Raw genomic sequence first — 23,618 nt, forward strand, 5'->3', positions numbered from 1 at the left:
GCCGTGCGACGTGAACTGTTCAGCTCGGACCACCACGCCTACCGCGAGGTCGTCCGCGAATTCACCACCCGCGAGGTCACGCCGAACCTGCGGCGCTGGGACGCCGACCGCCTCATCGGCCGCGACGTGTGGTGCGCCGCGGGTGAGCGAGGCGTCCTCGGCCTGGGCGTTCCGGAGGAGTTCGGTGGTGCCGGACAGCCGGACTTCCGGTTCCGGCTCGTGGTCGTCGAGGAACTGGCGCGTGCCGGGGCGCACGCGCTCAACTCGAGTTTCGCGCTGCAGGACGACATCGTCACGCCCTACGTGGCCGACCTCGGCACCATCGAGCAGAAGAAGCGCTGGCTCCCCGGCCTGGCCGGCGGGTCACTGATCGGCGCCATCGCCATGACCGAGCCGGACGCGGGCAGCGATTTGCGCGGCGTCCGGACCACCGCCGTGCGCGACGGCGACCAGTGGGTGCTCAACGGGCAGAAGACCTTCATCACGAGTGGCTACAACGCCGACTTCGTGATCGTCGTCGCCCGCACCGGCCCCGGCACCGGCTCCCGGGACTTCAGCCTGGTCGTCGTCGAGTCCGGGACCCCGGGGTTCAGCCGGGGCCGCAAGCTCGACAAGGTCGGGCTGCACGCCCAGGACACCGCCGAGCTGCACTTCAGCGACGTGCGGGTGCCGGCGGCCAACCTCCTCGGTACCGAGGGCGAGGGTTTCGTGCACCTGATGGAGCGCCTGCCCCGTGAGCGGATGTCGATCGCCGCGAGCGCGATCTCCAGTGCGCAGGCCGTGTTCGACGACACCAGCCGGTACTGCTTCGAGCGCACGGCTTTCGGCCGGCCGATCGGCGACTTCCAGAACACCCGCTTCACGCTCGCCGAGATCGCCACCGAACTCGACGTGACCCGCGCCTATTTCGACAACGCCGTGCTCGCGCTCAACGCCGGCGACCTGACCGCGGTCGACGCGGCCAAGGCGAAGTGGTGGGCCACCGAGGTGCAGAAGCGGGTCGTCGACCGGTGCCTGCAACTGCACGGCGGGTACGGCTACATGCTCGAGTACCCCGTCGCGCGCGCGTTCATCGACTCGCGCATCCAGACCATCTACGGGGGGACCACCGAAATCATGAAGGAGATCATCGGCCGCGACATCGCCGCGGCTCACGGCGGTCGACCGGCTGCCGGCGCGGGTGACCGGGCGAGGACCGCGTGACCGCCGGTACCCGGCCGCGCCGCGTGGCGGTCGTCGGCGCCGGGCCGGCCGGTCTCTTCGCCGCCGACGCACTGGCGAGCCAGTCCGACGTCGACGTCGACGTGGTCGAGCGGTTGCCGACGCCCTACGGGCTGGTCCGCTACGGGGTCGCACCCGACCACCCCACCATCAAATCGGTGGTCCACACGCTCCAGCGCGTCTTGGACCACGAACGGATCCGGTTCATCGGCGGGATCGAGGTCGGCCGGGACATCCTTCGCGCGGACCTGCTCGAGTGCTACGACGCCGTGGTCTACACGACCGGCGCCGCGATCGACCGGCGCCTGGGCATCCCGGGCGAGGACCTGCCCGGGAGCGTCTCCGCCACGGAGTTCGTGTCCTGGTACAACGGCCATCCCGACTTCGAGCGCGGACTCCCGCTCGACGCCGAATCGGTGGCCGTGATCGGCGCCGGGAACGTCGCGCTCGACGTCGGCCGCATCCTGGTCCGGCCACGTGAACACCTCGCCCGCACCGACGTCCCGGCGTCCGTGCTCGCGCGGTGGAACGAAAACCGGACCCTGGACGTGCACGTCATCGGCCGCCGCGGCCCGGAGCACGCGAAGTTCTCCAGCAAGGAACTGCGTGAGCTCGGCCTGATCGCCGAAGTCGATCGTGTCGTGCGCCCGGCCGATCTGGTCGGCGCGCACGAGCCGACCGCCGACCGCCGAACCCGGGCCAACCTCGACCTCCTGCGGGAGTGGAGCGCCGGGGTACCGCGGCCGTCCGCGCGCAAGGTGCGGTTCCGGTTCTTCCGGACCCCGGTCGAAATCATCGGTCGCACGCGCGTCGAAGCCGTGCGCCTGGAACGGCTCACCGTCGACGGGTCAGGAGCCACCGCGGGAACGGGCGAATTCGAGACGATCCCGGTGCAGCTGGTCGTGCGGGCCGTCGGCTACCGCAGCGCCGCGCTCCCGGGGCTCCCCTTCGACGCCGCCGGCGGCGTGATCCCCCACAACGGCGGCCGAATCGTCGACGGCGCGGGTGTGCCGCTCCCGGGTGAGTACGTCGCCGGCTGGGCGAAGCGGGGCGCGACCGGCGTGATCGGCACCAACAAGTCCGACGCTCGCGAGACAGTCTCGGCGCTGCTCGACGACCTGGCCACCACCGCGGCGAAACGCCCGGCCGGGCAGCGGATCGAGGACGTGCTCGCGGCCGGACCGGCGCGGTGGATCGACCACGAAGGCTGGCGGCGCATCGACCGCGAGGAGCTCGGCCGCGGGGCACGCGAAGGCCGCGCTCGCAGCAAGATCCCCGATTGGGCCACGCTCACCGACATCGCACTGCGGGCAACCGCCGAACGGTTCCCCGACTGAAAGGAGTTTCCACCGATGACCTACGTGATCGCGCAACCGTGCACCGACGTGATGGACAAGAGCTGCCTCGAGGAATGCCCCGTCGACTGCATCTACGAGGGCGGGCGCGCACTTTACATCAACCCCGTCGAGTGCGTCGAATGCGGCGCCTGCGAGCCCGTGTGCCCCGTGGAAGCCGTTTACCACAAGGACGACCTGCCGCCGGAGTACCAGCCGGCGCTGGAGAGCAACGCAGCCTTCTTCCGGCTTCCTCTGGCGGGCAAGGCGGAGCCGCTCGGCAACCCGGGTGGGGCGGCCGGCGTCGGCCCGGTCGCCGCCGACAGCGCGTTCGTCGCCGCCCTGCCGCCCAAGGCGGCAGAGCAGTGATCCCCCGCCACCCGCACGAGACCCGAGACGAGGCGGTTCGACCATGAGCGTGGATGGCTACGCGTCCCTGGTGCTGCGCCTCACGATCGGTGTGATCATGGCGGCGCACGGCTACAACCACCTGTGGGGCCCGGGCGGAGTCGGCGGCACCGCGCGCTGGTTCGCCGGCATCGGCCTGCGACCGGCGCGCGTGCACGCGATGACCAGCGGAGTCCTCGAACTGGCGGCGGGTCTCGGCCTGCTGGTGGGTTTCGCGACTCCGCTGTGCGTGGCCGCCGTCGTCGGCGTGTCGACGGTCGCGGGTGTGGCGGTCCACCGGAAGAACGGCTTCTTCGTCTTCCGGGACGGCTACGAATACGTGCTGGCGCTCGCGTTCGCCACCCTCGCCCTCGCCCTGTTGGGTCCAGGGGCGGTTTCGCTCGACCACGTGCTGGGCTTGCGGTTCACCGGCTGGTGGGGCGCCGGCGCCGCCCTGCTCGGCGTCGTCGGTGCCGGCGCGCTCCTGGCCGTCGCGTGGCGGCCGAACGCGCCCGAAGAGCCCTCCCGTTCGGACGCCGCAGCACCGGCGGAGCAGGAAAGCCGGTAACTGCGCCGTACACGCACTCGCCCGCCTGCCGGCTCGATTCGGTGCCGGCAGGCGGGCGAGTGCGTGTACGGGCTACCGGGACACCGGGTGCTGGTAGGTCTCCTCGGGATCGCCGAGCCGGTGACCCATGCGGCGGGCCTTGGTGAGCAGGTATGCGGCGCTGTGCAGCGTGGCCGGGATGCGCAGCGGGATGACCTCGTCGACGTCGATGCCGGCGTCCTGCAGCGCCGCGATCTTGGCCGGGTTGTTGGTCAGCAACCGCACCCGGGTCAGGCCGAGGTCGCGCACCATGACGATCGACTGCTCGTACGAGCGCGAATCGGCCGACAGACCGAGCTCCAGGTTGGCGTCGACGGTGTCGCGGCCGCGATCCTGCAACGCATACGCGCGCAATTTGTTCAGCAGCCCGATCCCGCGGCCTTCGTGCCCGCCGAGGTACAGCACGACGCCGGCGCCCTCGCCGGCGATCGTCTGGAACGACTTCTCGAGCTGCTGGCCGCAATCGCAGCGCAACGAGCCGATGACGTCGCCGGTGAGGCATTCCGAGTGCAGCCGGACGAGCGGGGCCTCCTGCGCCTCGACGTCTCCCAGGACGAGGGCGAGGTGTTCGGCGCCCGTGGCCGTGTCGCGGTAGCCGATGGCTCGCCAGAGGCCGGTGCCGGTCGGCAGGGTGGTCTCCACGACGCGCTTGACGGAGCCGCGCGCCACCTGCTCCGGCTCGACCACCCGCAGGGGCTCGGTCGTGCGCCGGTACGCGGCGAGTTGTTCGACGCCGACCAGCACGAGCCCGTGCTTCACCGCGAACTCGCGGACGGCCGGGCCGGTGAGCGTCGTGCCGTCGTCGGCGAGGATCTCGCAGATGGCGGCCGCGGGAGCACGCCCTGCGAGACGGGCCAGGTCGACGGACGCCTCGGTGTGCCCCCGCCGCACCAGCACGCCACCCTCGGCGTAGCGCAAGGGAAAGATGTGCCCCGGCGTCCGCAGTTGCGTCGCCGTCGTCGCGGGGTCGGCCAGCGCTCGGACGGTCGCCGAGCGGTCGCCGGCGCTGATGCCGGTGCTCTCGGGCACGTCGAGGTCCACGGTGATGGTGAACCGCGTGCCGAGCGGGTCGTTGCCGTCGGGCACCATGTCGCGCAAGCCGAGGGCGTCCAGGCGGCGACCTTCCACGGGGGCGCAGACCAGGCCCCGCCCGTGGGTGACCATGAAGTTCATGATCTCCGGAGTCATGGCGTCGGCGGCGACGACTAGATCCGCTTCGTTCTCCCGGTCGGCGTCGTCGGTCACGACGACGACTTCGCCGCGGGCGACAGCGGCGATCGCGGCCCGCACACCTTGGATGTCGTCTTCCCGGATCATGCAGTCAACATATACGTTGATTCACGGCGGCGCAACAGACCTCCGCCGTCACGACCGCCACGCGGCGACCGCGGCACCCAGCACGTCGAGCGCGGCGAACAGCGAACCGTCGTGCGGAACGTCCACGGCCACCTCGGTGGCACCCCGCACCGCACACCGGTCCCAGTGCCGGCTCGACGCCCCGGATCCCAGGAACGGAACGATCTCCAGCTCCGCGGGATCGCGGCCGGTGGACGCGACCGCGTCCCGCACGGCGTCGACGCCCTCCTCGAGCCCCCTCGCCCCGAGCGGGATCCACCCGTCGCCGTATTCGGCGACGTGGCGGCACAGCACGCGGGACGGGCTCCCGCCGATGAGCACCGGCAGCGGCCGTTGCACGGGCTTGGGCCACGACCAGGAGGGTCCGAACGCGACGTGCGGCCCGGCGTAAGAAGCGACCTCGTCCTCCCAGAGCCGGCGCATGGCGAGGACGTGCTCCCGCGTCCGCGCCCGCCGGCGCACCGGATCCACACCGTGGTCGGTCATTTCCTCGACGTTCCAGCCGTAGCCGGCGCCGACCACGACCCGGCCGCCGGTCTGCTGGTCGAGCGTGGCCAACGCCCGGGCCGTCGCGATCGGATCTCGCTGTGCGGGCAGCAACACCCCCGTGCCGACCCGGATGCGCTCCGTGACGGCGGCCGCCAGTGCCAAGCCGGCGAGCGGGTCGAGGTTGCGTTTGTACCGTTCGGGCAGATCGCCGCCCATCGGGTACGGGACGCTCCGCGTGACCGGCATGTGGGTGTGGTCCGGCAGCCACAGCCCGTCGAGCCCGCGCTCTTCGACCGCCAGCGCGACGTCCACGAGCGCAGGACCGAGATCGGTTGCCACGACCGTCACGCTGAACCGCATCGGCCCGCGCTCAGCGGGAGACGAGGTTCGCGGCCGGCTCGTTCTCGGCGGCCTTGAGGCGTTCCTCGACCGCCGCCCGCTGCATCCGCCTGGCCCGGATGCGCGGGGAGAGCGACGCGAAACCGACGGCCACGATGAGCGACACGCCGTTGAACATGTCGCCGAGCCACTGCACGCCGGTGACGTACTGCAGACCCTGGATCCCGATCGCCAGGACGTAGACGGCGATCACCGTACCCCAGATGTTGAACCGGCCCGGCTTGAGCTGCGTCGACCCGAGGAACGCCGCCGCGAACGCGGGGAGCAGCAGCGCCGCGCCGAAGGTCAGCGACGGTCCCGACAGCGAGCAGTACAGGACCCCGGCGACCCCGCACAACGCCGACGAGACGATCAGCGAGAACCAGATGTGGTTCTCCACCTTGACCCCCGAGAGCCGGGCCGCGTCGGGGTTGCCGCCGATGGCGTAGAGCCGCCGGCCGAGCGGGGTGTGGCCGAGGAGCCACCAGAAGAACAGCGCGATCACGAGCAAGTACACGATGATCACCTGGAAGCCGCCCACTTCGGTCTGGGTGAGCTCGGCCCACCCGGGGGTGGTCGGCGGCAGCGGCTGCGTCTGGTTCGACACGATCACCTGGACCGCCCCGATGACGGTTCCGGTGCCCAGCGTCGCGATGAACGAGCCGACCCGCAGCTTCACGACGATGAAGGCGTTCACCACACCGACGAGCACGGAGACCGCGACCGCCAGCGCGATCGACTCCCACATGCCCCAGCCGTTGCGCTCCTGCTGGATCGCCACGATGACCGCCGAGAGGTTCACGACCGCGCCGATCGACAGGTCGAAGACGCCGGCGGAGAGGGGCACGATGAGGGCGATCGCCATGATCGCGACGATGGCCTGCGCCGAAGCGATCGATTGGACGGTCGACATCGTGAGGAAGAGGTCCGGGGTCCACAGGCCGAACGTGACGATGAAGATCGCGCCCAGGTACAGGGCGCTGAAGCGGTCCAAGCCGAGGCGGCTCATTTCCCGCCCTCCTCCGCTGTCCCGAACGCCGCGTGAGACAGGTTGGCCACTGTCTTGTCCTTTCCCGTGAGCGTTTCGACGATCCGCCCGTGCCGCATGACGAGGACGCGGTGGCAGACCGAGATGAGTTCGTCGGTATCGGAGGAACTGATGACCGCGCAGGCACCGTCGTCGGCGGCGGCCAGGATCTGCTTGTGCAGTTCGGCCTTGGTGGCGATGTCGACGCCCTGAGTGGGTTCGTCGAGCAGCAGCACACGCGGGTTGGTGCGCAGCCACTTCCCGAAGAGGATCTTCTGCTGGTTCCCGCCGCTGAAAGCCGACAGCGGGCGGTCGACGTCGTCGCCGGGCCGGACCGAGAACCGTTCGAACCAGCCCATCACTTCCGCGTGTTCACCGCGGCGGCCGATCTTCGGGAACTTCCAGTGCCTCGTCAGGTCGACGAGCACCAGGTTCTCGCGCGCCGAAAAGCCGGCGATCGAGCCGCGGATCTTGCGGTCCGGTGGCACGTACCCCACCCCGGCGCGGATGGACAGGTCGGGTCGCTCCGCGGCGATTCCCGTGTCACTCACGCGCACGGATCCGGCCACCCGCGGCAGCTCCCCGAAAACGGTGGCCAGGATCGACTCCCGCCCCGAGCCCGTGATGCCGGCGATGCCGACGACCTCGCCCCGTTTCACCGCGAACGAGACGTCGTCCAGTTCCACCGAGCTGAGCGACTCGACTGAGAACAGCACCGGGGCGTCGGCCGCCGGGGCGACGTGCGAGGAGACGTCGACGTCGTCCAGGGCGTCGCCCACGAGCAAGTCGACGAGCGCGCGCCGGTCCAGTTCCTTCACGTCGCGGGTGGCGACCTTGTGTCCGTCGCGCAGGACCGTTGCGGTGTCGGCGACTTCGAGCACTTCGTCGATGCGGTGGCTGACGTAGATCACCGCGACGCCTGCCTGAGCCACCGCCCGGACGGTGTCCAGCAGCTGCGCGACTTCCTTCTGGGGGAGCCGGGCGGTCGGCTCGTCCAGCACCAGCAGCTTCGGCTCGGCGCCGTCGTCCGACCGCAGCGCGCGGGCCACCGCGACGGCGGTCTGCTCGGCGGGTGAAAGGGTCGACAACCGGCGCATGGGGTCGATGGCGACACCGGCGCGAGCGAGGTCGGCCACGGCCGCCCGCCGGTTCGCCCGGCCGCTGATGGTGCCGAAGACCGTCCGGTACGAGCCGCCGGCGCAGAGGTTGTCGAGGACCGTCTCCGTCCCGATGAGACCCAGGTCCTGGTGGACGAAGCGGCAGCCGAGGTCGTGCGCCGACTTCACCGAGCCCAGGCTCAGCACCTCGCCGCAGACTTCGACCCGGCCCGTGTCGGCGGTGTGGTAGCCCGACAGCGACTTGATGAAGGTGGACTTGCCCGAACCGTTTTCCCCGAGCAGGGCGTGGATCTCTCCCGCCCGGATGTCCAGGTCCAGCGGCCAGAGCGCCTGGGTCGAGCCGAAGGCCTTGCTCAGGTTCCGCACGGACAGCGTCGGCGGCCGGACGACGGCCGGCGCCGCTTCGGGTGGTTTCGCCACGGCTGCCGGGTGAAGCGGTACGAGTCCCGGCACCGTGGACTCGGCGTTCGCGTTCGACACAGGGTGGACCGTCCTCACGTCGTTGTGTGGTGCACGAGACCTCGGGATGTCGAATACCGGACCGCACGCCGACTTCGTCGTCGACGACGGGACTCGCCGCGTTCCCGCCGGCGCGGGCGCTCAGTCGGTCAGGGCGGCGATCTCGCCGATCGTGTGGTTCTCGAGGTCCATCACGACGTCCACGATCCGCTCGGCCTTGGCGCCGCCCAGGCGCTGCGCGGTGTTCTTGAACATCGCGATCCGCTCGTCGAGTGTGTAGCCGGTGTCCTCGAGGCTCCCGACCACCTTCGTGAGCACCCGCCCGTCGGTCAGGGTGGCCTTCACCGTCTGGTCGGCGAACGCGCGGACGCTCTCGCCCTCGGTGACGGTCACGGTGACCCGCTTGCGAGCCTCGACGTACCGGGGGTCGCGGGCGGCCCGGTCGTCGAACGCGTGGGTGTAGGGCAGCTCGGGGATGCCGCCGACCAGCAGACCCGCGACCCCCTGCCGGATGCTGAACTTCGCCTGCTCTCCGCTGACCGGCTCGCGGAACGGCGCCACGCGGTCGGCCCACGGCGGGACGATCAGCTCGACGTGCGCGATGTCGTCGGGACGGAGGTCGTTCTCGCGCATGAGCTCGATGGTTCCGTGGATCGTCTGGTGCGTGAGACCGCAGGAGCCGTACCGCTTCGGTGCGATGCCGGCGGTCTGGACGAAGAGCCGCTCCCCCAGGCCTTCGAGGAGCTTGGACTCGTCGTACGGACGGGCGCCGTCGACCCCCGCGTACTGCATCCCCCACGAGTGGGCGCCGTCGAGGAAGTCGGCGCAGCTGGTGAACCCCCGGCCGGCCAGCTGCGCGGAGAAGACGCCGGAGCGGATGGGGACACCCGCTTCGTGCACGTGCGCCATCGAGCCGCAGCCCCGGATGCTGCCGTTGCCCAGCGGCAACGCGGCGCCGAGAGCGTTCTGCAGCTGGTCGGCACCGAGGCCGAGCAGGCGCCCGCCCGTGACCGCCGCCGCGGCCGGGCCCACGAGCGAAATGCCCATGAACCCCCGGTCGCAGGCGCCGATGCCGGACAGGCCCAGGCGCCCCTGCATCTCGATGCCCGCGACGACCGCGGTGAGGTACTCGCGCCCGGAGGCATTCGTGAAGTCGCCGACGGTGAGCCCGGCGACGAGGGGCGGGACGAGCCCGGAACCCGGCACGGTGCCGTATGACTCGAGCTCATCGGCGTGGGCGAGCGAGCCGTTCACGTACGCGGCCTCGGCCACCGAAGTTTTGAAGCCACCGCCGAAGATCTGCGCTTCCTGCGTCGCACCGAGCTCGCGTGCGTACCCGACCAGCATCCGGCTCACCGGCTGGGCGTGGGCCAGCACCATGTGGCCGATGGCCTCGAGGGTGAAGATCTTGACGATGTCCGTGACGTCGTCCGAGAGATCGTCGTACCGGAGACCGACGAGGTACTCCGAGATCCGGCGGGTGATGGTGTTCCGTTCGACATCCACAACGGGGGCAGCCATTGGGTTTCCTTCGCCTCGTCCGACACGCGTCAGTGACCAGGGACGCTAGCCCGCGACCGCGCGTGACGTCAACACTCGTGTTGCATTCCGGTGACAGCAGCCGATCCGCCCGTCCACACTCACGTTGACTGGCCATATCGGCGCTTGTACCGTGACTTGCATGGTGACGGACGCTGGTGTGCTGCAAGGACTTCGGGTCGTCGAGATCGCGGACGAACAGGCCGCGCACACGGGGCTTTCGCTGGCGAGCCTGGGCGCTTCGGTGGTCAAGGTGGAGCCGCCGGCCGGCAGCGCGACGCGACGGATCGGCCCGTTCTTCGGCAACGGCCCCGACCCCGAGAAGTCGGTTTTCTTCTGGCAGCACAACCGCGGCAAGCAGTCGATCGTGGCCGATCCGGCCTCGCCGGCCGACGTGGCCACGCTGCGGGCACTGATCGCCCGCGCGGACGTCCTGCTGGTGTCGGGTTCGGACTACGAGGTGTACGCGGCGTTGCCGGAGTTCGGCAAAGACGCCCTGCTGGCGGCGAACCCCCGGTTGGTCTTCGCCCGCATGACACCGTTCGGCGACGACGGTCCGTGGGCCGGCTTCCGCGCCAACGACCTCGTCCACCTGGCCCTTGGCGGCCCGGTCATGAACTGCGGCTACGACCCCCGGCCCGACGGCTTCTACGACCTGCCACCGATCGCCCCGGCGCAGTGGCACTCGTACCTGATCGCCGGTGAGCAATTGCTGATCGGCGTCCTCGCCGCGGTCCTGCACCAGTCCCGCACCGGCGAGGGCCAGTACCTCTCCTGCGCCGTGCACGAGGCGGTCGCGAAGAGCACCGAGCTCGACCTCATGAACTGGGTCATGCGGCGCAGTCCGCTGAACCGCCAGACCTGCCGGCACGCGGCCGAGAAGGTCTCCGCGGTCGTGACGCTCGCCCAGACCAAGGACGGCCGCTACCTGATCACCGTGCCCATGGGCGCCAAGAACGAGGCACAGATCATCGACTTCCTCGCCGCGCGGGGGGTGGTGAGCGATCTCGGTGAAGGCGCCGCCGACACCGGTACGCGGGACATCCCCGGCAGCAACGCCGTCGGTGAGCGCACCACCCGGGTTCTCGAGCTGGTCGAGCGGTTCGTCCGCAAGCACAGCTACGAAACCCTGCCGTGGCTGGAGATGCAGGACGCCGGGATCGTCTGTTCGCCGATCCGCCTGCCCCACGAAAACGCGCTGGACCCGCACTGGCGGGCTCGCGGCACCTTCGCGGAAGTCGAACACCCGGAGCTGGGCCGCTCGTTCACGTACGCGGTCAGCAAATGGGTCTCGACCGGTCCGGACTTCGTGCCCGGGCGCCGCGCACCGCTGCTGGGTGAAGACACCGAGGCGATCAAGGCAACGCTGGCCACACCGAGCGCGCCGGCCCTGACCGCACCGCGTTATCCCGCACCCGTTCCGGCTCCGCTTTCGGTTCACCAGAGGCCGATGCCGCTCTCGGGCGTGCGGATCTTCGACTTCAGCTGGTTCCTCGCCTCGGCGGGCGGCACCCGCTTCCTGGCCGCCCTCGGCGCCGAAGTGATCAAAGTGGAGTGGAAGGCCAACCCCGACACGCGGATGGCCGCGATGGCGCCCGAGGGCGGACGCGCCGCCCGCGAAGCCGCGGTGGCGCCGTTGCGCGGCGTGAGCGACCCCGACATGGGCGGCCAGTTCAACAACAAGAACCCCGGCAAGCGTGGCCTCTCACTCAACGTGCGCCACCCCGAAGGGCTGGCGATCGCCAAGCGGCTCATCGCGATGTCGGACATCGTGGCCGAGGGCTTCTCCCCCGGCGTCCTGGACCGCTGGGGGCTGGGCTGGGACGAGCTGCGGAAGATCAAGCCCGATATCATCTACGCGCAGCAGTCCGGAATGGGCACTGCCGGCACGTACGGCCGGCTGCGCGCCGTCGGGCCGATCGCCGGCGCGCTCGCGGGCGTCACCGAGATGTCCGGCCTGCCGAACCCGGCCATGCCCGCCGGGTGGGGGTACTCCTACTTGGACTGGATCGGCGCGTACAGCTTCTCCACGGCGATGTTGTCCGCGCTGCTGCACCGCGAACGCACCGGCGAAGGCCAGTGGATCGACGCCTCGCAGACCGAATCGGGCATCTTCGTCGCCGGCGGCGCGATCCTGGAGTGGTCCGCCCTCGGACGCGCCTGGTCACGCACGGGCAACCACTCCCCGCAGCGCTCCGCCGCGCCGCACGCGATCTACCGGACCGCCGGGGACGACCGGTGGATCGCGATCGCGTGCACCACCACCGCCGAATGGCAGGCCCTGGCCGCGCTGATCGACGAGGACTGGACTGCCGAATTCCCCACGCTGGAATCCCGCCTGGACTGCCAGGACATCCTCGACCACCACGTCGAGGCGTGGACGCGCACGCAGGACGGCTACGCCCTCATGGCGCGGCTGCAAGCGCACGGTGTGCCCGCCGGCGTCTGCCAGACCGCCGGCGACCGGGTCGAGCAGGACCCGCAACTGGCCCACCTGCGGTGGCTCACCGAGGTCGAGGGCACCAAGATCGGCCGCTGGCCGCTCGCCGAGTTCCCGGTCAAGCTCGCCGCGACGCCGGCGCACATCGGCGGCGCCGTCAACCGCGGTGCGCCGTGTTACGGCGAGGACAACGAATGGGTGCTCGGAGAGCTGCTCGGCATGGACAAGCGCCGCATCGCCCGGCTCGCCGACGACGGGGTCATCTGAGCCCGGGCGGCCTCCCGGTGGTGCCGGGAGGCCGCCCGGGTTCGACGCCGACCGTCCGATCTCGCGACAAGCGGATCAGGGCTCCGCCGGGAAATGACAGGCAACGTGGTGGTCTTCACCGACGCGCCGCAGAGCCGGCACCTCCGCGGCGCACCGCGCTTCGGCGTACGGGCAGCGAGTGCGGAACCGGCAACCGGAGGGCGGGCGCAGCGCCGAGGGAACCTCGCCGGTTCGGCGATCCGAGGCAGCCGCCGCGGCCGGGCCCGCACCGTCCACTTCGGGCACCGCGTCGAGCAGCGTCCGCGTGTAGTGGTGGCGCGAGCGCCGCAACACGGAGTCGGCCTCGCCGATCTCGACGATCTTGCCCAGGTACATCACCGCGACCCGGTCGCTGATCGCGCGCACCACGTCCAGGTCGTGCGAGATGAACACCAGCGACAGCCCGTCCCCGGCGCGCATGCCCTCCAGGAGGTTGAGCACCTGCCCCTGGACCGAGACGTCGAGCGAGGCGACCGGCTCGTCGCAGATGATCAGCCGCGGGCGCAGCACCATCGCGCGCGCGATGGCGATGCGCTGGCACTGGCCGCCGGAGAACTCGTGCGGCCGCCGCTCCCCGGCGGTGGCGGGGTCCAGGCCGACGCGGTGGAGCGCCTCGTCGACGCGGCGGCCGATCTCGGCGCGCTCTACTCCGCGGACCACCAGCCCCTCACCGACGACGTCCCGCACCCGCCGGCGTGGGTTGAGCGCCGACGTGGGGTCCTGGAAGATCACCTGGAGGCAGGCGCGCACTTCGCGCAGCTCGGCGTCGGTGGCACGCGTCAGGTCGCGGCCCGCGAACCACACGGTCCCGGACGTCGGCCTCGGCAGCTGCAGCACCGCGCGCCCGGTGGACGACTTGCCGCACCCCGACTCGCCGACGACACCGAGCGTCTCCCCCTCCCGGACGTCGAAGCTCACGTCGCTGACGGCCTCGAGCACGCCCTCCGGGACCTTGAACCGCTGGACGAGCCGCTCGGCGCTCAGCAGCGTGTCCGGGCGGAGGTGGTCGACGGCCGTCATGCGGGATCACCGTTCACGGGGTGGAGACAGCGGTGGGCCAGCCTCGCGTCCCCGGTGTCCTGGTGCAGGGGCGGGGCCGACTCCCGGCACTCGTCGCCGGCCGCGGGGCAGCGCGGGGCGAACGGACAGCCGGCGACGGTGCCGGGCACCGGTGGCCGGCCCGGGATCGTGCGGAACTCGCCGTGCCGCGGGTGGTCGCGGCGGACGATCGAGTCGACCAGCGCGGCGCTGTAGCGGTGCCGGTGCCGGGTGAAGAACACTTCGGTCGGCGCGCGCTCCACCAGCCGACCGCCGTACATCACGAAGACGTCGTCGGTGCGCCCGGCGATGACCCCGAGGTCGTGACTGATCAGCACCAGAGCCATGTCCCGGTCCCGCTGGACCTCCGTGAGCAGGTCGAGGATCTGCTTCTGCACCGTCACGTCGAGCGCGGTGGTGGCCTCGTCGGCGAACAGGATCTCGGGGTCGCACGACAGCGCGGCGGCGATGGTCACGCGCTGGCGCATCCCGCCGGACAGCTGGTGCGGGTACTGCCGCAGCTGCTGGTCGGGGTCGGGGACGCCGACCTTGGCGAGCAGGTCCGCGGCACGGGCGCGCGCCGCCGCGCGATCGAGCCCGAGGTGGAAGCGCATCGGCTCGGTCAGCTGCCGCCCGATGCGCACCACCGGGTTCAGCGCGGTCATCGGGTCCTGGAAGACGACGGCGATCCGCGCACCGAGCAGGCGGCGCTGCACCGCGGGGCCCGGTGAGGTGATGTCCTCGCCCGCGAGCCGCACGCTCCCGGTGACCCGCGCGCCGGCCGGGGCGAGCCCCAGCACGGTGCGCGTCAGCATCGACTTCCCCGAGCCCGACTCCCCCACGATGCCGACGGTCCGCCCGGCACCCACCGACATCGACACACCGTCGAGCACCGCACGCCATTCGCCGCGCACAGGCAGGGAGCAGCCCAGCTCGTCGATCTCGAGCAGGTCGGCGCTCACTTCTTGGACCCGATCTGCTCCCAGAACGGCGTGCAGCCGAGTTCGAAGGTCTGCACGCCGGCCACGTCGCCGGTGAAGAGCACGCCGAGCTCGGTGGCCTGCGTCGGCAGGGTCGGCAGGTCCTGGGTGTAGTGCTGGAGGAACGTGTCGTAGTCCTGCTTGCGCCGGCTCTCGTCCGTCGTCGTCACCGCGTCGGCGAGCGCGGCGTCGACGTCCGGATCGGAGTAGAGCGGGTAGTTCAGCACCCCGCCGGTCGAGAACGTCGACTGGGCCACGGGGTAGGGGTTGAGGAAGAACGTCGCGCCGGTGGTCATCTGGAAGTTGCTGGTGCGGTAGCTCTGGATCCGTTCGGCACCGGACTGCGTGTCGATGTTCATGGTCACGTTGCGGAACGTCGCGAGCCTGCTCTGCACGTACTGGGCGAGCTTGACGTCCTCGGCACCCGACGTCGTGACGTAGGTGAAGTCGACGGGCTTGCCCTCGGCTGCGAGCTCGTCGAACAGCTGCTGCGCCTTGGCCTTGTCCGGCGCCGGGTAGTCGTACTTCGGGTCGTAGTAGGGAGAACCGGTGGCGAACAGGTTCTTCGGGGGCTTCACCAACCCGTGGTAGACGACCTTGGCCAGTTCGCTCAGATCCAGCGCGTGGCCCACGGCCTGCCGGGCGCGCGGGTCGTCGAACGGGGCGCGGCGGGTGTTGAAGTACAGCCCGTCTCCGCCGTTGACCGCCGTCTTCACCGACTGCAGGCCCGCCTTCTCGCCGGCGGCGAGCGTGCTCGTGTGCTGCACTTCGAACAGCTGCGCCTCACCGGAGAGCAGGAAGTTGGTGGCCTGCTGCGGGTCCTCGACGACCTTCAACGTCACGGAGTCCAGGTGCGGCAGACCCGGTTGCCAGTAGTGCGGATTGCGGGTGAAGCTCATGTGGTCACCCTTGACCCATTCTTGCAGGACGAACGGACCGGCCCCGACGGGGTGCTGGCCGAAGTCCTTGCCTTCCTTCTTCACCGCGGTCGGCGAGGGCACGAGCGAGAAGCTCTGGGACACGACCTGGTCGAACTGCGCGTTGGGCGAAGGCAGGGTGATCCGCAAGGTCAGCGGATCGACCACAGTGGACTTCAGGTCCTTGGCCACGGCGTACTGCGTCGAGTGGTTCGCCTCGACCGCGTCACGGTCGATGGAGAATTTCACCGCCGCGGCGTCGTAAGGCGTGCCGTCGCTGAACTGCACGCCCGGACGGAGCTTGATCGTCCACACGGTGTGGGTGGTGTCGGGGGTGATGCTCTGCGCGATGCGCGGCACCACCTTGCCGGTCGTGTCGGTGTAGGCGAGCAGGTCGAAGATCGCCTCCGTGCGGAAGGTGTCGTTGGTCGACTGCACGTAGGTGATGAGCGGGTCCATGGTGGTCGTCTCGTATTGCGCCACGAAGGTCATGGACCCGCCGTTCGTGGCGACACCGCCGGCCCCACTGCCGCCCTCGCCGGCCGACGTTCCGCACGCCGCGGCGCTCACGGCCGAAACGAGGGCGACGGCGATCGCGGCGATCTTGCGAACCGCTCTTGAACTCCTGCTCATGGTTCCTCTTTCCGGGGCGTCGGTCCTCTGCCGCTACAGCACGGACTCCTTGAGCGCGAAACGACGTTGCAGCCGGTCACCGACGACGTTCAGCGCGAAGACGGTCAAGAAGATGGCCAGGCACGGCGCGAACACCGGCCACGGGTAGATCGTGATATCGGTCTTCGCCTCCGCGATCATCCCGCCCCAGCTCGGGGCGGGCGGGGGCACGCCGAGACCCAGGAAGCTCAGTGATCCTTCGGCGACGATCATCGTCGCCATCACCACCACCGCATACGCCGCGACCGGCCGGATCAGCCCGGGGAGCACTTCGCGGAAGAGCACCCGGCGGTGGCTCGCGCCCATCGCGTGCGCGGCGAGCACGTAGTCCCGCGTCATCACGGAAAGCGCATTGGCCTTCGCCAGCCGCGCAAACGTCGGGAGGTTGAGCAGCGCCAGGCTGAACACCAGCGTCGACAGGCTCGGCCGGACCGCCGCCGCGACGGCGAGCAGGAACACCAGGGGCGGAATGGCGAGCACGGTGTTCGCGAGGATGTCGACCACGGTGCCGACGATTCCCTTGAAGTACGCGGCAACCAGCCCGAGCAGGCATCCCGCGGTGAGCCCGGCGAGCGTCGCGATCACGCCGACGGCGAGCGAGATCCGGCCGCCGAAAGCGAGGCGGGACAGGATGCTCCGGCCGAGCCCGTCGGTGCCGAGCAGCTGCCCGCCCCCGCCGGGGAGCTGTCCGCTGTCGCCCACGGGCGTCGCGACACTGGCCAGCGGCAACAGACCGGCGAAAAGAGCGAAGAACACGACGACTCCCAGCCACGCCACCGCCAGCACGAGCGTGACTCGCGGACGCTTCTTCCCGTTGCGCGGCAACTGATCCGTCGCGGCGTCGGCCACTTCCGCCGGAGGGATCGGCAAGGTCACGTCACTCGCCTCCGATCGGGTCATGCCCGGCTCCCGGTCGCGACCCGCGGGTCGAGGATGCCGAACGCTAGGTCGACCAGCAGGTTGATCACGAGGTAGAGCGCCGCGACGAACACCACGATCCCCTGGATGGTCGGGATGTCCTTGCTGTAGATCGACTGGGCGGCGAGCGCACCGAGCCCCGGCAACGAGAAGATGGTCTCCACGATGACCGTGCCGCCCAGCAGCCGGCCGAAGGAAATCCCGGCCACGGTGAGCACCGAGAACAGCGAAGGTCGCAAGGCGTGCCGGAACATGATGTACCGGCGCGGCAGCCCGCGGGCACGCGCGTTGAGGATGAAGTTCTCCTGCAGCGTCGCCACGATGTCGGCCCGCAGCAGGCGGTGGAAGACGGGGATCTCGGCGATGGCCAGTACCAGAGCCGGCACCAAGGCGTGCCGCAGGTTCTCATACGCGTCCCGCGAAAGCGGAACCCACCCGAGCGGCGGCAACGCACCCGTCGTGGTGGCCAAGTAGGACAGCGCGATCGCGACCACGAACGGCGGGACCGACATCAACCCGGCCGAGGTTCCGGTGGCGATGCGGTCGATCGGTCCCGGGTGGGACGCGGAGTAGATCGACAGGAGGAAAGCGACCACCACCGCGAACACCAGGGCCATGACCGCCAGCTGGGCCGTCACCGGAAGGCGCTGGCTGATCTCTTGCCACACCGGGACACGACTGCCGATCGACCGTCCGAGGTCACCGCTGAGCGCGTGCCCGAGCCAGTCGAAGTACCGCGCCGGCAGCGGCCGGTCGAGCCCGAGCTGCTGGTCGACCGCGGCGATGTCCTGCGGCCTCGCGCGGTCTCCGAGGATGGCGGCCGCCGGGTCGCCCGGCATGAGGTCGGTCAGCGCGGTCGCCGCCAACGGGACGAGCAGGAGCACCGGAATCGCCGGCCAGGCCCGTCGGAGAAAGTTCTTCGCTCGAATGTTCACACGATCCACCGAACGCTCTGCTCGGCCACTCTGCCGAGGTCACGGCGCCCACGGTAACCGGCGGCCGCAAGCGGAGTCAATAATCGCGTTGACAGTAGTCAACGAGAACGTTTACTCCACAGGTCGACGCGGCCGATCCCGGCTTCTACGGTGATCTTCGTGCCGAATGGTTCGCTCAGCGCCACCATCCGGTCCAGCACCGCCCGGCCGGTCGGATCGCTCGCCACGGCCGGAAAACCCGTCGTGGCACGGCTCGCGCGGCTCCACGTCATCGGGTGCAGCTCGACCGTCCGCACCCGGTGCGTGACGGCGTCCACCTCGCAGACGGGCAGGACGAACCCCGGCCGGTGGTCGTTCCCTTCGGCCGGGCTCAGCACGGTCTTGCCGCTCGTGGTCGTGTCCCGTGCGCCGAACGCGTCGAGCAGGCCCGCGTCGAACGAACGCACGCGGGAGTCGTTGCCCCAGCGGGTGTAGAAGTCGTGCGGCTGCGGTTCGCGGCGGCCCAGCCGGAACAACGGACCGGGGTCGTGGAGCACCGGCACGCCCCGGACCACTTCGATCCCGCGCATCGGCGCGTGCGAACCCTGGACGAGGACGAGTGCGGCGCCGGATTCCACGGCCGCGTGGGCGTACTCACGGGCGAACGCCGGCGTGCTCGACATCCGCCCGTCCGCGGCGTCCCAGGCCTGCACGTGCAGGTGCGCCACGACGAAGTCCGCGACTGACGCCGCGTACCGCAGCGACTCGAGGTTGCCGGCGAGGTCTTCGGGATCGCACACCGTGGAAGGCGTCTCCTGGCCGGGCACGACCCGGAAGCGCCGGATCGAGTTGTGCAGGCCTGGCGGGTGCACGACGAACTCGTCGCCGTCACGGACGGCCCACAGGCCCAGCGCACCCGCCAGGGCGCACAACCGGTCGGCGGTCGCCGGATCGACGACATCGAGGTAGCGCACCGGGTTGACCCCCGGCCGCCCGGGGAAATCGCTCCTCGCCGCGCCAGCGCGCGCGAACGCGGGGAACGACGACGTCGCCGAAACGAGTGCGACGCGCCCCACCGCGGTGTCGGCGAACGCCGGCGCGCGGGCGGCCGCGAGGTCCGCGCCGGTCCCGGCGTGCGGAAGCCCTCGTGCGTCGAGGGCCTCGATCGTCGAACGCAGCCCGCCGTAGGAGTGGTCGAGCGCGTGGTTCGACGCCGTGGACACGAGGTCCACCCCGAGCGCCCGCAGCTCGTCGGCCACCACCGTCGGCCCGCGCATCCAGCTGAGCGCGCCTTCCGCGGCGGGGAACACGTCCTCACCGTCGAAGTCGTGCAGCGGGATTTCCAGGTGCGCGTGCGTGACGTCCGCGCCGCGCAAGAGGTCCAGCGCGGCGACGACCGCCGGCTCACGGCACCTCGACACGCGGGTGTTCAGGATGACGTCCCCGGTGACCGCGAGCCGGTAGCACGGATCAGCGGTCAACGACGACAAAGTACTTGACGTAGCGCGGGATGTCCTCGCCCAAGTACTTGCTCATGTCCTTCTTCAGGCCGACCGGCGGGTTGTCCGGATCCGGGCGAACGCCCGCCGCCAGCAGCTTGCGCAGGAGCTCGACGTGCGCGCCGCCCTTGCCGTCGTTGCCCACGACCACGCGCAGGCCGTAGCACTGGTGCGCCCCCAGGCCGAAACCCACGCCGTACCGCGGGGTGCCGTCGGAGGGAGCCGGCCGGTTCGGGTTGAATTCGTCGGCGTCGGCGCCGAAGATCTCCCGGTCCCGGTTGGCCAGGACGTACTCGATGTGCAGTTCCTGGTTCGGGTGGATCGGTGTGCCGTCCGAGAGGGTGTTCTCCTCCAGCGACAACCGCGTCTGGTACGGCGCGAACGGCGCCCGCATGCGGATGATCTCCTGCAGGCTGTGGAGGAGGAAGGTCGGGTCCGTCCTGCGCTCGAGGTCCTCCGGGTGGTCGATGAACCAGCCCTGGAGCAGGTCGATGGTCTGGATCACCGACTGGGTACTCGTGCCGACGGAAGCGGCGAACAGCAGCGTCGATTCGACGATCAGCTTGTCCTCGTCCGTCCACTCCGGAGCGAGGCCGGCGGCCGCCATCTTGAGGAGGCAGTCGGGGACGTCCGTCTCCGCGATCTCCCCCGCGTCGATGCGGCGCCGCTGCTCCTTGTGCCACTCCAGCGACGGCCGGAAGAACTCCGCGACGTACCGGGCCTTGGCGTCCAGCGCCTTCTCGTTCACCGCGTCACGGTCCTCGAGGTAGCCCGAGCTCGTCCCCGCGGCGATCGGCCCCGCGAAGGACACCATTCGCGCGATCCGCTCGTCGGTGTCCATGCCGACCAGGCCGATGAGCTTGGCGGTGAAGTGGACGAAGACCCGCTCGAGGAATTCGACCAGATCGAACCGGACTTTGCCGTCGGGTCCGGGCTCGGCGAGGCGCAGCGCGAGCAACCGGTCGGCTTCGGGCAGCACGACGTCTTCCCGGATGCTGGAGAGCGCGTCGGCTCGGACCAACGGGTTCAGCAACTTGCGCCGCGTGCGGTGCGAGTCGCCTTCCACGTACATCATCGAAGCCCCGAGGAACTCGCGGACGTTGATCTCGCCGTTGACCGGGTCTTCCTTGTAGTTCGCGAACAGGTAGGGATCGTGCGTCACGGCGGTCCTGGACCGCAGCAACCTGGCGATGTCCTGAATGGTATTGGCCCGTGCGAACGGGCACTGCGAACCGTCCGCTCGCTGCGAACCCTCCACCGGCTCAGGGGCCTGCGTCATGGGGACATTCTCCTCAAGTACTAGGTCATCGTCGACTCGCACCCGACGCCAGAGTCGCACTCGCCACCACTGCTGTCAACTGTTATGTTGACGACCGTGAACGAGCCTGTTGACAGTCCCGTTGTCGTTGTCGGAGCTGGCCTCGCCGGGAGCCGCACGTGCCTGGAGCTCCGCAAGATCGGTTACGGGGGAAGGATTGTCCTGCTGGGTGAGGAAACCTCGCCCCCGTATGACCGGCCACCGCTGTCCAAGGCCGTCATCGCGGGACGGCGCGAATCCAAGCCGCTGAAGGCGGACTACGAGGAGCTCGGGATCGAGCTGCGGCTGGGGACCCGCGTCGAATCGGCGGACCTCGCCCGCCGCGAGGTCGTGACCGGCGACGGACCGATCGGCTTCGGCAAGCTCGTCGTCGCCAGCGGTGCCGCGCCCGTGCGCTTGCCCGGGGCGGGTGAACAGCTGACCCTGCGCACCGACGCGGACGCCGCCGCGCTGCGCGACCGGCTGGTCGAGGGTGCCCGCGTGGTCGTGGTCGGCGCGTCGTGGATCGGCGCCGAAGTCGCCCACGCCGCCCTGCGGAAGGGCTGCACCGTCACTGGGCTGGAGTTCCACCCCGCTCCCCTTTCGCAGGCACTCGGCGCGGTCGTCGGCGCTCGCTTCGCCGGCTGGTGGGAAGGGGCCACGCTGCGCACCTCGACCCGGGTCACCGCCGTCGAGCCGGACGGCGTGCACCTGGAGGGCGGTGAGGTGGTCCCGGCCGACGTCGTGGTCACCGGCATCGGTGTCCGCGCGGCCACGGACTGGTTGCGCGGCTGCGGCCTGGAACTGCTGCCCGCCGTCGCCGTGGACGAGCGGCTGCGCACCGCCGACGCCGACGTGTACGCGCTCGGCGACGCGGCGGCCTGGTGGTCCCCGCGCTTCGGCCGCCGGATGGACGTGCAGCATTGGGACGACGCCTACACCGCGCCCGCCGTGGTCGCGAGCGGCATCGTGCACGGCGACGCCGCGCGTCTCGCGCACGACCCCGTCCCGTACTTCTGGAGCGACCAGTTCGGGCACCGCATCGAGTACGTCGGCCACCACGACCCGGGTGACACGATGACGATCGACGACGGGTACGAGAAGGGCTGGACGGTCCGGTGGACGGACCCGGCCGGCCGGCTCACCGCCGCCCTCGGCGTGGACCAGTCCAAGCTCGTCGCCGCCTGGCGCAAAGACGTCCTCGCGGGGGAGCCGGCCGCCTGACCGGCTCCGCCGTCACGCCGGGTCTCCCGGTTCCCCACTTTCGCAGGCCCACGTCGCGGCGAGGTACAAGACCCCGAACGGATCGCCGACGTAGTGCACCCGCGGAACACGCGGCCGGTTCGTCGCACACCGCACGGCGGCGCCCAGGACGTGCAGCGCCGCGCGGCCCTGCGCTCGGAGCTCTTCGGCCAAGGTGGCGTCCACCCGGGTGAGCGCCGCAGGATCGTTCGTGCGCACGGCGCGCACGATGGCGTCGTCGAACGCGAAGGCCCGTTCGTCCAGGTACCCAGGTGCCTTGAGCGTGCGGCTCGCACTGCCGTCCGCCATCACGAGCAGAGCCGTGCGCCCTGCGGGGTGAGCGACGCCGGCGGCGATCCGATCGCACTCGGCCGCGGTCGCGGTGCTCGGAACCGGGTGCCATTCGAAGTCCCCGGACCACCCCGCCTCAGCCAGCAGGCGGCGCGCGACCCGGAGGCTCCAGGGCGGACTCGGCTCGTCCGGACAGCTCGGCCCGACGACCCGGATCCGGTCCGGACCCCAGCCGAGGAGGTCCGCCACCGCCAGCCGGCACGCGGCCCGCAGATCGGCGATCGGGTCCTGCTGCCCGGCCAGTTCCCGCAGCAGCAACGGCGGGTGGGGGCACAGCACCGCGCCCAGGAACGCATCCGTCACGCCAGCCCCCGCACGGTCCGGCTCGGTGCCCGCACGCCGAGGATCGTCGCGACCATGTCGAGCACCGCGCGGGTCTCCGGCACCTCGTGCACGCGGAACACCCTGGCGCCGAGCCACGCGCACACCGCCGTCGCGGCGAGGGTGCCGGTGAGCCGTTCGCCCACCGGCAGGTCCAGCGTCTCGCCTACGAAGTCCTTGTTGGACAACGACACGAGCAGCGGCCGGCCCAGCTCGGCGAGCTCGCCGAGCCGCCGGGTCACCTCGAGCGAGTGCCAGGTGTTCTTGCCGAAGTCGTGCGCGGGGTCCAGGAGGATCCCGGCCGGGTCGACCCCGAGCGCCTCGGCGCGGTCGGCGAGCGCCGTCGTGTACTCGATGACGTCCGCCACCACGTCCGCGTAGTCGACGCGGTGGGGCCGGGTTCGGGGCCGGGCTCCGCCGGTGTGGGTGCACACCAGTCCGGCACCGGCTTCCGCGGCGACCGCGGCCAGCTCCGGGTCGTAGCCACCCCAAGCGTCGTTGATGAGATCGGCGCCGGCTGCGCAGGCCTCGCGCGCCACCTCCGACCGCCAGGTGTCCACGCTGATCACCACACCGGGGTGCTCGGCCCGCACGTTCCCCACGAAGTCGACGATCCGGCGGATCTCTTCGGCGGGCGTGACGTCTTCGCCGGGCGCCGCCTTGACCCCGCCGATGTCGACGATGTCCGCGCCCTCGGCGACGACCTGCCGCACCCGGTCGTAGGCGGCTTGCTCCTCCCAGGTCGCGCCCCTGTCGTAGAACGAGTCCGGGGTGCGGTTGACGATCGCCATGGTCAGGAACCGGTCCC

Annotated in this window: 20 protein-coding genes; 6 read left to right on the forward strand and 14 right to left on the reverse strand. The window is 70.8% G+C overall.

Annotated elements, in window-relative coordinates:
- The first annotated feature begins 3 nt into the window (after positions 1 to 3).
- The 4 genes from I6J71_RS25655 to I6J71_RS25670 are packed head-to-tail and all read left to right on the forward strand — an operon-like array spanning position 4 to position 3,510.
- Positions 4 to 1,203, forward strand: coding sequence for an acyl-CoA dehydrogenase family protein (locus I6J71_RS25655; protein ID WP_204089190.1), 1,200 nt, complete (start codon positions 4 to 6; stop codon positions 1,201 to 1,203).
- Positions 1,200 to 2,558 (forward strand): FAD-dependent oxidoreductase, encoded by a 1,359-nt coding sequence (locus tag I6J71_RS25660; protein ID WP_204089191.1) that lies wholly within the window; start codon positions 1,200 to 1,202, stop codon positions 2,556 to 2,558. Before I6J71_RS25655 ends, I6J71_RS25660 begins: the two co-directional genes overlap by 4 nt.
- A 15-nt stretch (positions 2,559 to 2,573) precedes the next feature.
- Positions 2,574 to 2,924, forward strand: coding sequence for a ferredoxin (fdxA, locus tag I6J71_RS25665; RefSeq protein WP_204089192.1), 351 nt, complete (start codon positions 2,574 to 2,576; stop codon positions 2,922 to 2,924).
- Positions 2,925 to 2,967: 43 nt separating this feature from the next.
- Complete coding sequence (locus I6J71_RS25670) at positions 2,968 to 3,510, forward strand: DoxX family protein (protein WP_204089193.1); 543 nt, start codon at positions 2,968 to 2,970, stop codon at positions 3,508 to 3,510.
- A 72-nt stretch (positions 3,511 to 3,582) separates the two neighbouring features.
- On the opposite strand, the gene ribA is transcribed toward I6J71_RS25670, so the two are convergent.
- From ribA to I6J71_RS25695, 5 genes are all read right to left on the reverse strand, one after another.
- Positions 3,583 to 4,866 (reverse strand): GTP cyclohydrolase II, encoded by a 1,284-nt coding sequence (gene ribA / locus I6J71_RS25675; RefSeq protein WP_204089194.1) that lies wholly within the window; start codon positions 4,864 to 4,866, stop codon positions 3,583 to 3,585.
- 48 nt (positions 4,867 to 4,914) lie between these two features.
- Positions 4,915 to 5,733 carry a TIGR03619 family F420-dependent LLM class oxidoreductase gene (locus I6J71_RS25680; protein ID WP_204089195.1) on the reverse strand — a complete coding sequence of 273 codons (819 nt, stop codon included), beginning with the start codon at positions 5,731 to 5,733 and terminating at the stop codon, positions 4,915 to 4,917.
- 31 nt (positions 5,734 to 5,764) lie between these two features.
- Positions 5,765 to 6,781 carry an ABC transporter permease gene (locus I6J71_RS25685; protein ID WP_204089196.1) on the reverse strand — a complete coding sequence of 339 codons (1,017 nt, stop codon included), beginning with the start codon at positions 6,779 to 6,781 and terminating at the stop codon, positions 5,765 to 5,767.
- Complete coding sequence (locus I6J71_RS25690; protein WP_204089197.1) at positions 6,778 to 8,397, reverse strand: sugar ABC transporter ATP-binding protein; 1,620 nt, start codon at positions 8,395 to 8,397, stop codon at positions 6,778 to 6,780. Before I6J71_RS25690 ends, I6J71_RS25685 begins: the two co-directional genes overlap by 4 nt.
- Positions 8,398 to 8,517: 120 nt before the next feature.
- On the reverse strand, positions 8,518 to 9,897 hold the full coding sequence (locus I6J71_RS25695) for an MmgE/PrpD family protein (RefSeq protein ID WP_204089198.1): 1,380 nt from the start codon (positions 9,895 to 9,897) through the stop codon (positions 8,518 to 8,520).
- A 160-nt stretch (positions 9,898 to 10,057) separates the two neighbouring features.
- On the opposite strand from I6J71_RS25695, the gene I6J71_RS25700 reads away from it, so the two are divergent.
- On the forward strand, positions 10,058 to 12,622 hold the full coding sequence (locus I6J71_RS25700; RefSeq protein WP_204089199.1) for a CoA transferase: 2,565 nt from the start codon (positions 10,058 to 10,060) through the stop codon (positions 12,620 to 12,622).
- 75 nt (positions 12,623 to 12,697) lie between these two features.
- Here the strand turns inward: I6J71_RS25700 and I6J71_RS25705 are convergent, their stop codons facing one another.
- From I6J71_RS25705 to I6J71_RS25735, 7 genes are all read right to left on the reverse strand, one after another.
- Entirely contained in the window at positions 12,698 to 13,681 is a 984-nt protein-coding gene (locus I6J71_RS25705; protein WP_204089200.1) for an ABC transporter ATP-binding protein, read from the reverse strand.
- A complete protein-coding gene (locus I6J71_RS25710) occupies positions 13,678 to 14,661 on the reverse strand; it encodes an ABC transporter ATP-binding protein (protein ID WP_239153908.1) in 984 nt (327 codons plus the stop codon). The genes I6J71_RS25705 and I6J71_RS25710 overlap by 4 nt, the downstream gene beginning before the upstream one ends.
- The gene (locus tag I6J71_RS25715; RefSeq protein WP_204089201.1) at positions 14,658 to 16,229 is read right to left on the reverse strand and encodes an ABC transporter substrate-binding protein; all 1,572 of its coding nucleotides are present in this window, start codon (positions 16,227 to 16,229) and stop codon (positions 14,658 to 14,660) included. Before I6J71_RS25715 ends, I6J71_RS25710 begins: the two co-directional genes overlap by 4 nt.
- 33 nt (positions 16,230 to 16,262) lie before the next feature.
- Positions 16,263 to 17,168 carry an ABC transporter permease gene (locus tag I6J71_RS25720; RefSeq protein ID WP_204089202.1) on the reverse strand — a complete coding sequence of 302 codons (906 nt, stop codon included), beginning with the start codon at positions 17,166 to 17,168 and terminating at the stop codon, positions 16,263 to 16,265.
- A complete protein-coding gene (locus tag I6J71_RS25725; protein WP_204089203.1) occupies positions 17,165 to 18,121 on the reverse strand; it encodes an ABC transporter permease in 957 nt (318 codons plus the stop codon). The genes I6J71_RS25720 and I6J71_RS25725 overlap by 4 nt, the downstream gene beginning before the upstream one ends.
- Positions 18,122 to 18,219: 98 nt before the next feature.
- Positions 18,220 to 19,581 (reverse strand): CapA family protein, encoded by a 1,362-nt coding sequence (locus I6J71_RS25730; RefSeq protein ID WP_204089204.1) that lies wholly within the window; start codon positions 19,579 to 19,581, stop codon positions 18,220 to 18,222.
- Positions 19,571 to 20,761, reverse strand: a complete 1,191-nt coding sequence (locus I6J71_RS25735; protein WP_204089205.1) for a cytochrome P450 — start codon at positions 20,759 to 20,761, stop codon at positions 19,571 to 19,573. The genes I6J71_RS25730 and I6J71_RS25735 overlap by 11 nt, the downstream gene beginning before the upstream one ends.
- A 213-nt stretch (positions 20,762 to 20,974) precedes the next feature.
- On the opposite strand from I6J71_RS25735, the gene I6J71_RS25740 reads away from it, so the two are divergent.
- Positions 20,975 to 22,120: an NAD(P)/FAD-dependent oxidoreductase gene (locus I6J71_RS25740; protein ID WP_204089206.1), complete on the forward strand. Its 1,146-nt coding sequence runs from the start codon at positions 20,975 to 20,977 to the stop codon at positions 22,118 to 22,120.
- A gap of 12 nt (positions 22,121 to 22,132) precedes the next feature.
- On the opposite strand, the gene I6J71_RS25745 is transcribed toward I6J71_RS25740, so the two are convergent.
- Together I6J71_RS25745 and folP are read right to left on the reverse strand one after the other, a co-directional pair.
- Positions 22,133 to 22,792, reverse strand: coding sequence for a hypothetical protein (locus I6J71_RS25745; protein ID WP_204089207.1), 660 nt, complete (start codon positions 22,790 to 22,792; stop codon positions 22,133 to 22,135).
- On the reverse strand, positions 22,789 to 23,601 hold the full coding sequence (folP, locus tag I6J71_RS25750; RefSeq protein WP_239155434.1) for a dihydropteroate synthase: 813 nt from the start codon (positions 23,599 to 23,601) through the stop codon (positions 22,789 to 22,791). Before folP ends, I6J71_RS25745 begins: the two co-directional genes overlap by 4 nt.
- Positions 23,602 to 23,618: the final 17 nt, after the last annotated feature.

Origin of the sequence: Amycolatopsis sp. FDAARGOS 1241 (assembly GCF_016889705.1) — a bacterium.
GTDB lineage: Bacteria > Actinomycetota > Actinomycetes > Mycobacteriales > Pseudonocardiaceae > Amycolatopsis.

Coding starts and splice junctions, on each gene's coding strand:
- fdxA (WP_204089192.1), top strand. CDS start 2,574: ATGACCTACGTGATCGCGCAACCGTGCACCGACGTGATGGACAAGAGC.
- I6J71_RS25670 (WP_204089193.1), top strand. CDS start 2,968: ATGAGCGTGGATGGCTACGCGTCCCTGGTGCTGCGCCTCACGATCGGT.
- ribA (WP_204089194.1), bottom strand. CDS start 4,866: ATGATCCGGGAAGACGACATCCAAGGTGTGCGGGCCGCGATCGCCGCT.
- I6J71_RS25685 (WP_204089196.1), bottom strand. CDS start 6,781: ATGAGCCGCCTCGGCTTGGACCGCTTCAGCGCCCTGTACCTGGGCGCG.
- I6J71_RS25695 (WP_204089198.1), bottom strand. CDS start 9,897: ATGGCTGCCCCCGTTGTGGATGTCGAACGGAACACCATCACCCGCCGG.
- I6J71_RS25700 (WP_204089199.1), top strand. CDS start 10,058: ATGGTGACGGACGCTGGTGTGCTGCAAGGACTTCGGGTCGTCGAGATC.
- I6J71_RS25705 (WP_204089200.1), bottom strand. CDS start 13,681: ATGACGGCCGTCGACCACCTCCGCCCGGACACGCTGCTGAGCGCCGAG.
- I6J71_RS25715 (WP_204089201.1), bottom strand. CDS start 16,229: ATGAGCAGGAGTTCAAGAGCGGTTCGCAAGATCGCCGCGATCGCCGTC.
- I6J71_RS25720 (WP_204089202.1), bottom strand. CDS start 17,168: ATGACCCGATCGGAGGCGAGTGACGTGACCTTGCCGATCCCTCCGGCG.
- folP (WP_239155434.1), bottom strand. CDS start 23,601: ATGGCGATCGTCAACCGCACCCCGGACTCGTTCTACGACAGGGGCGCG.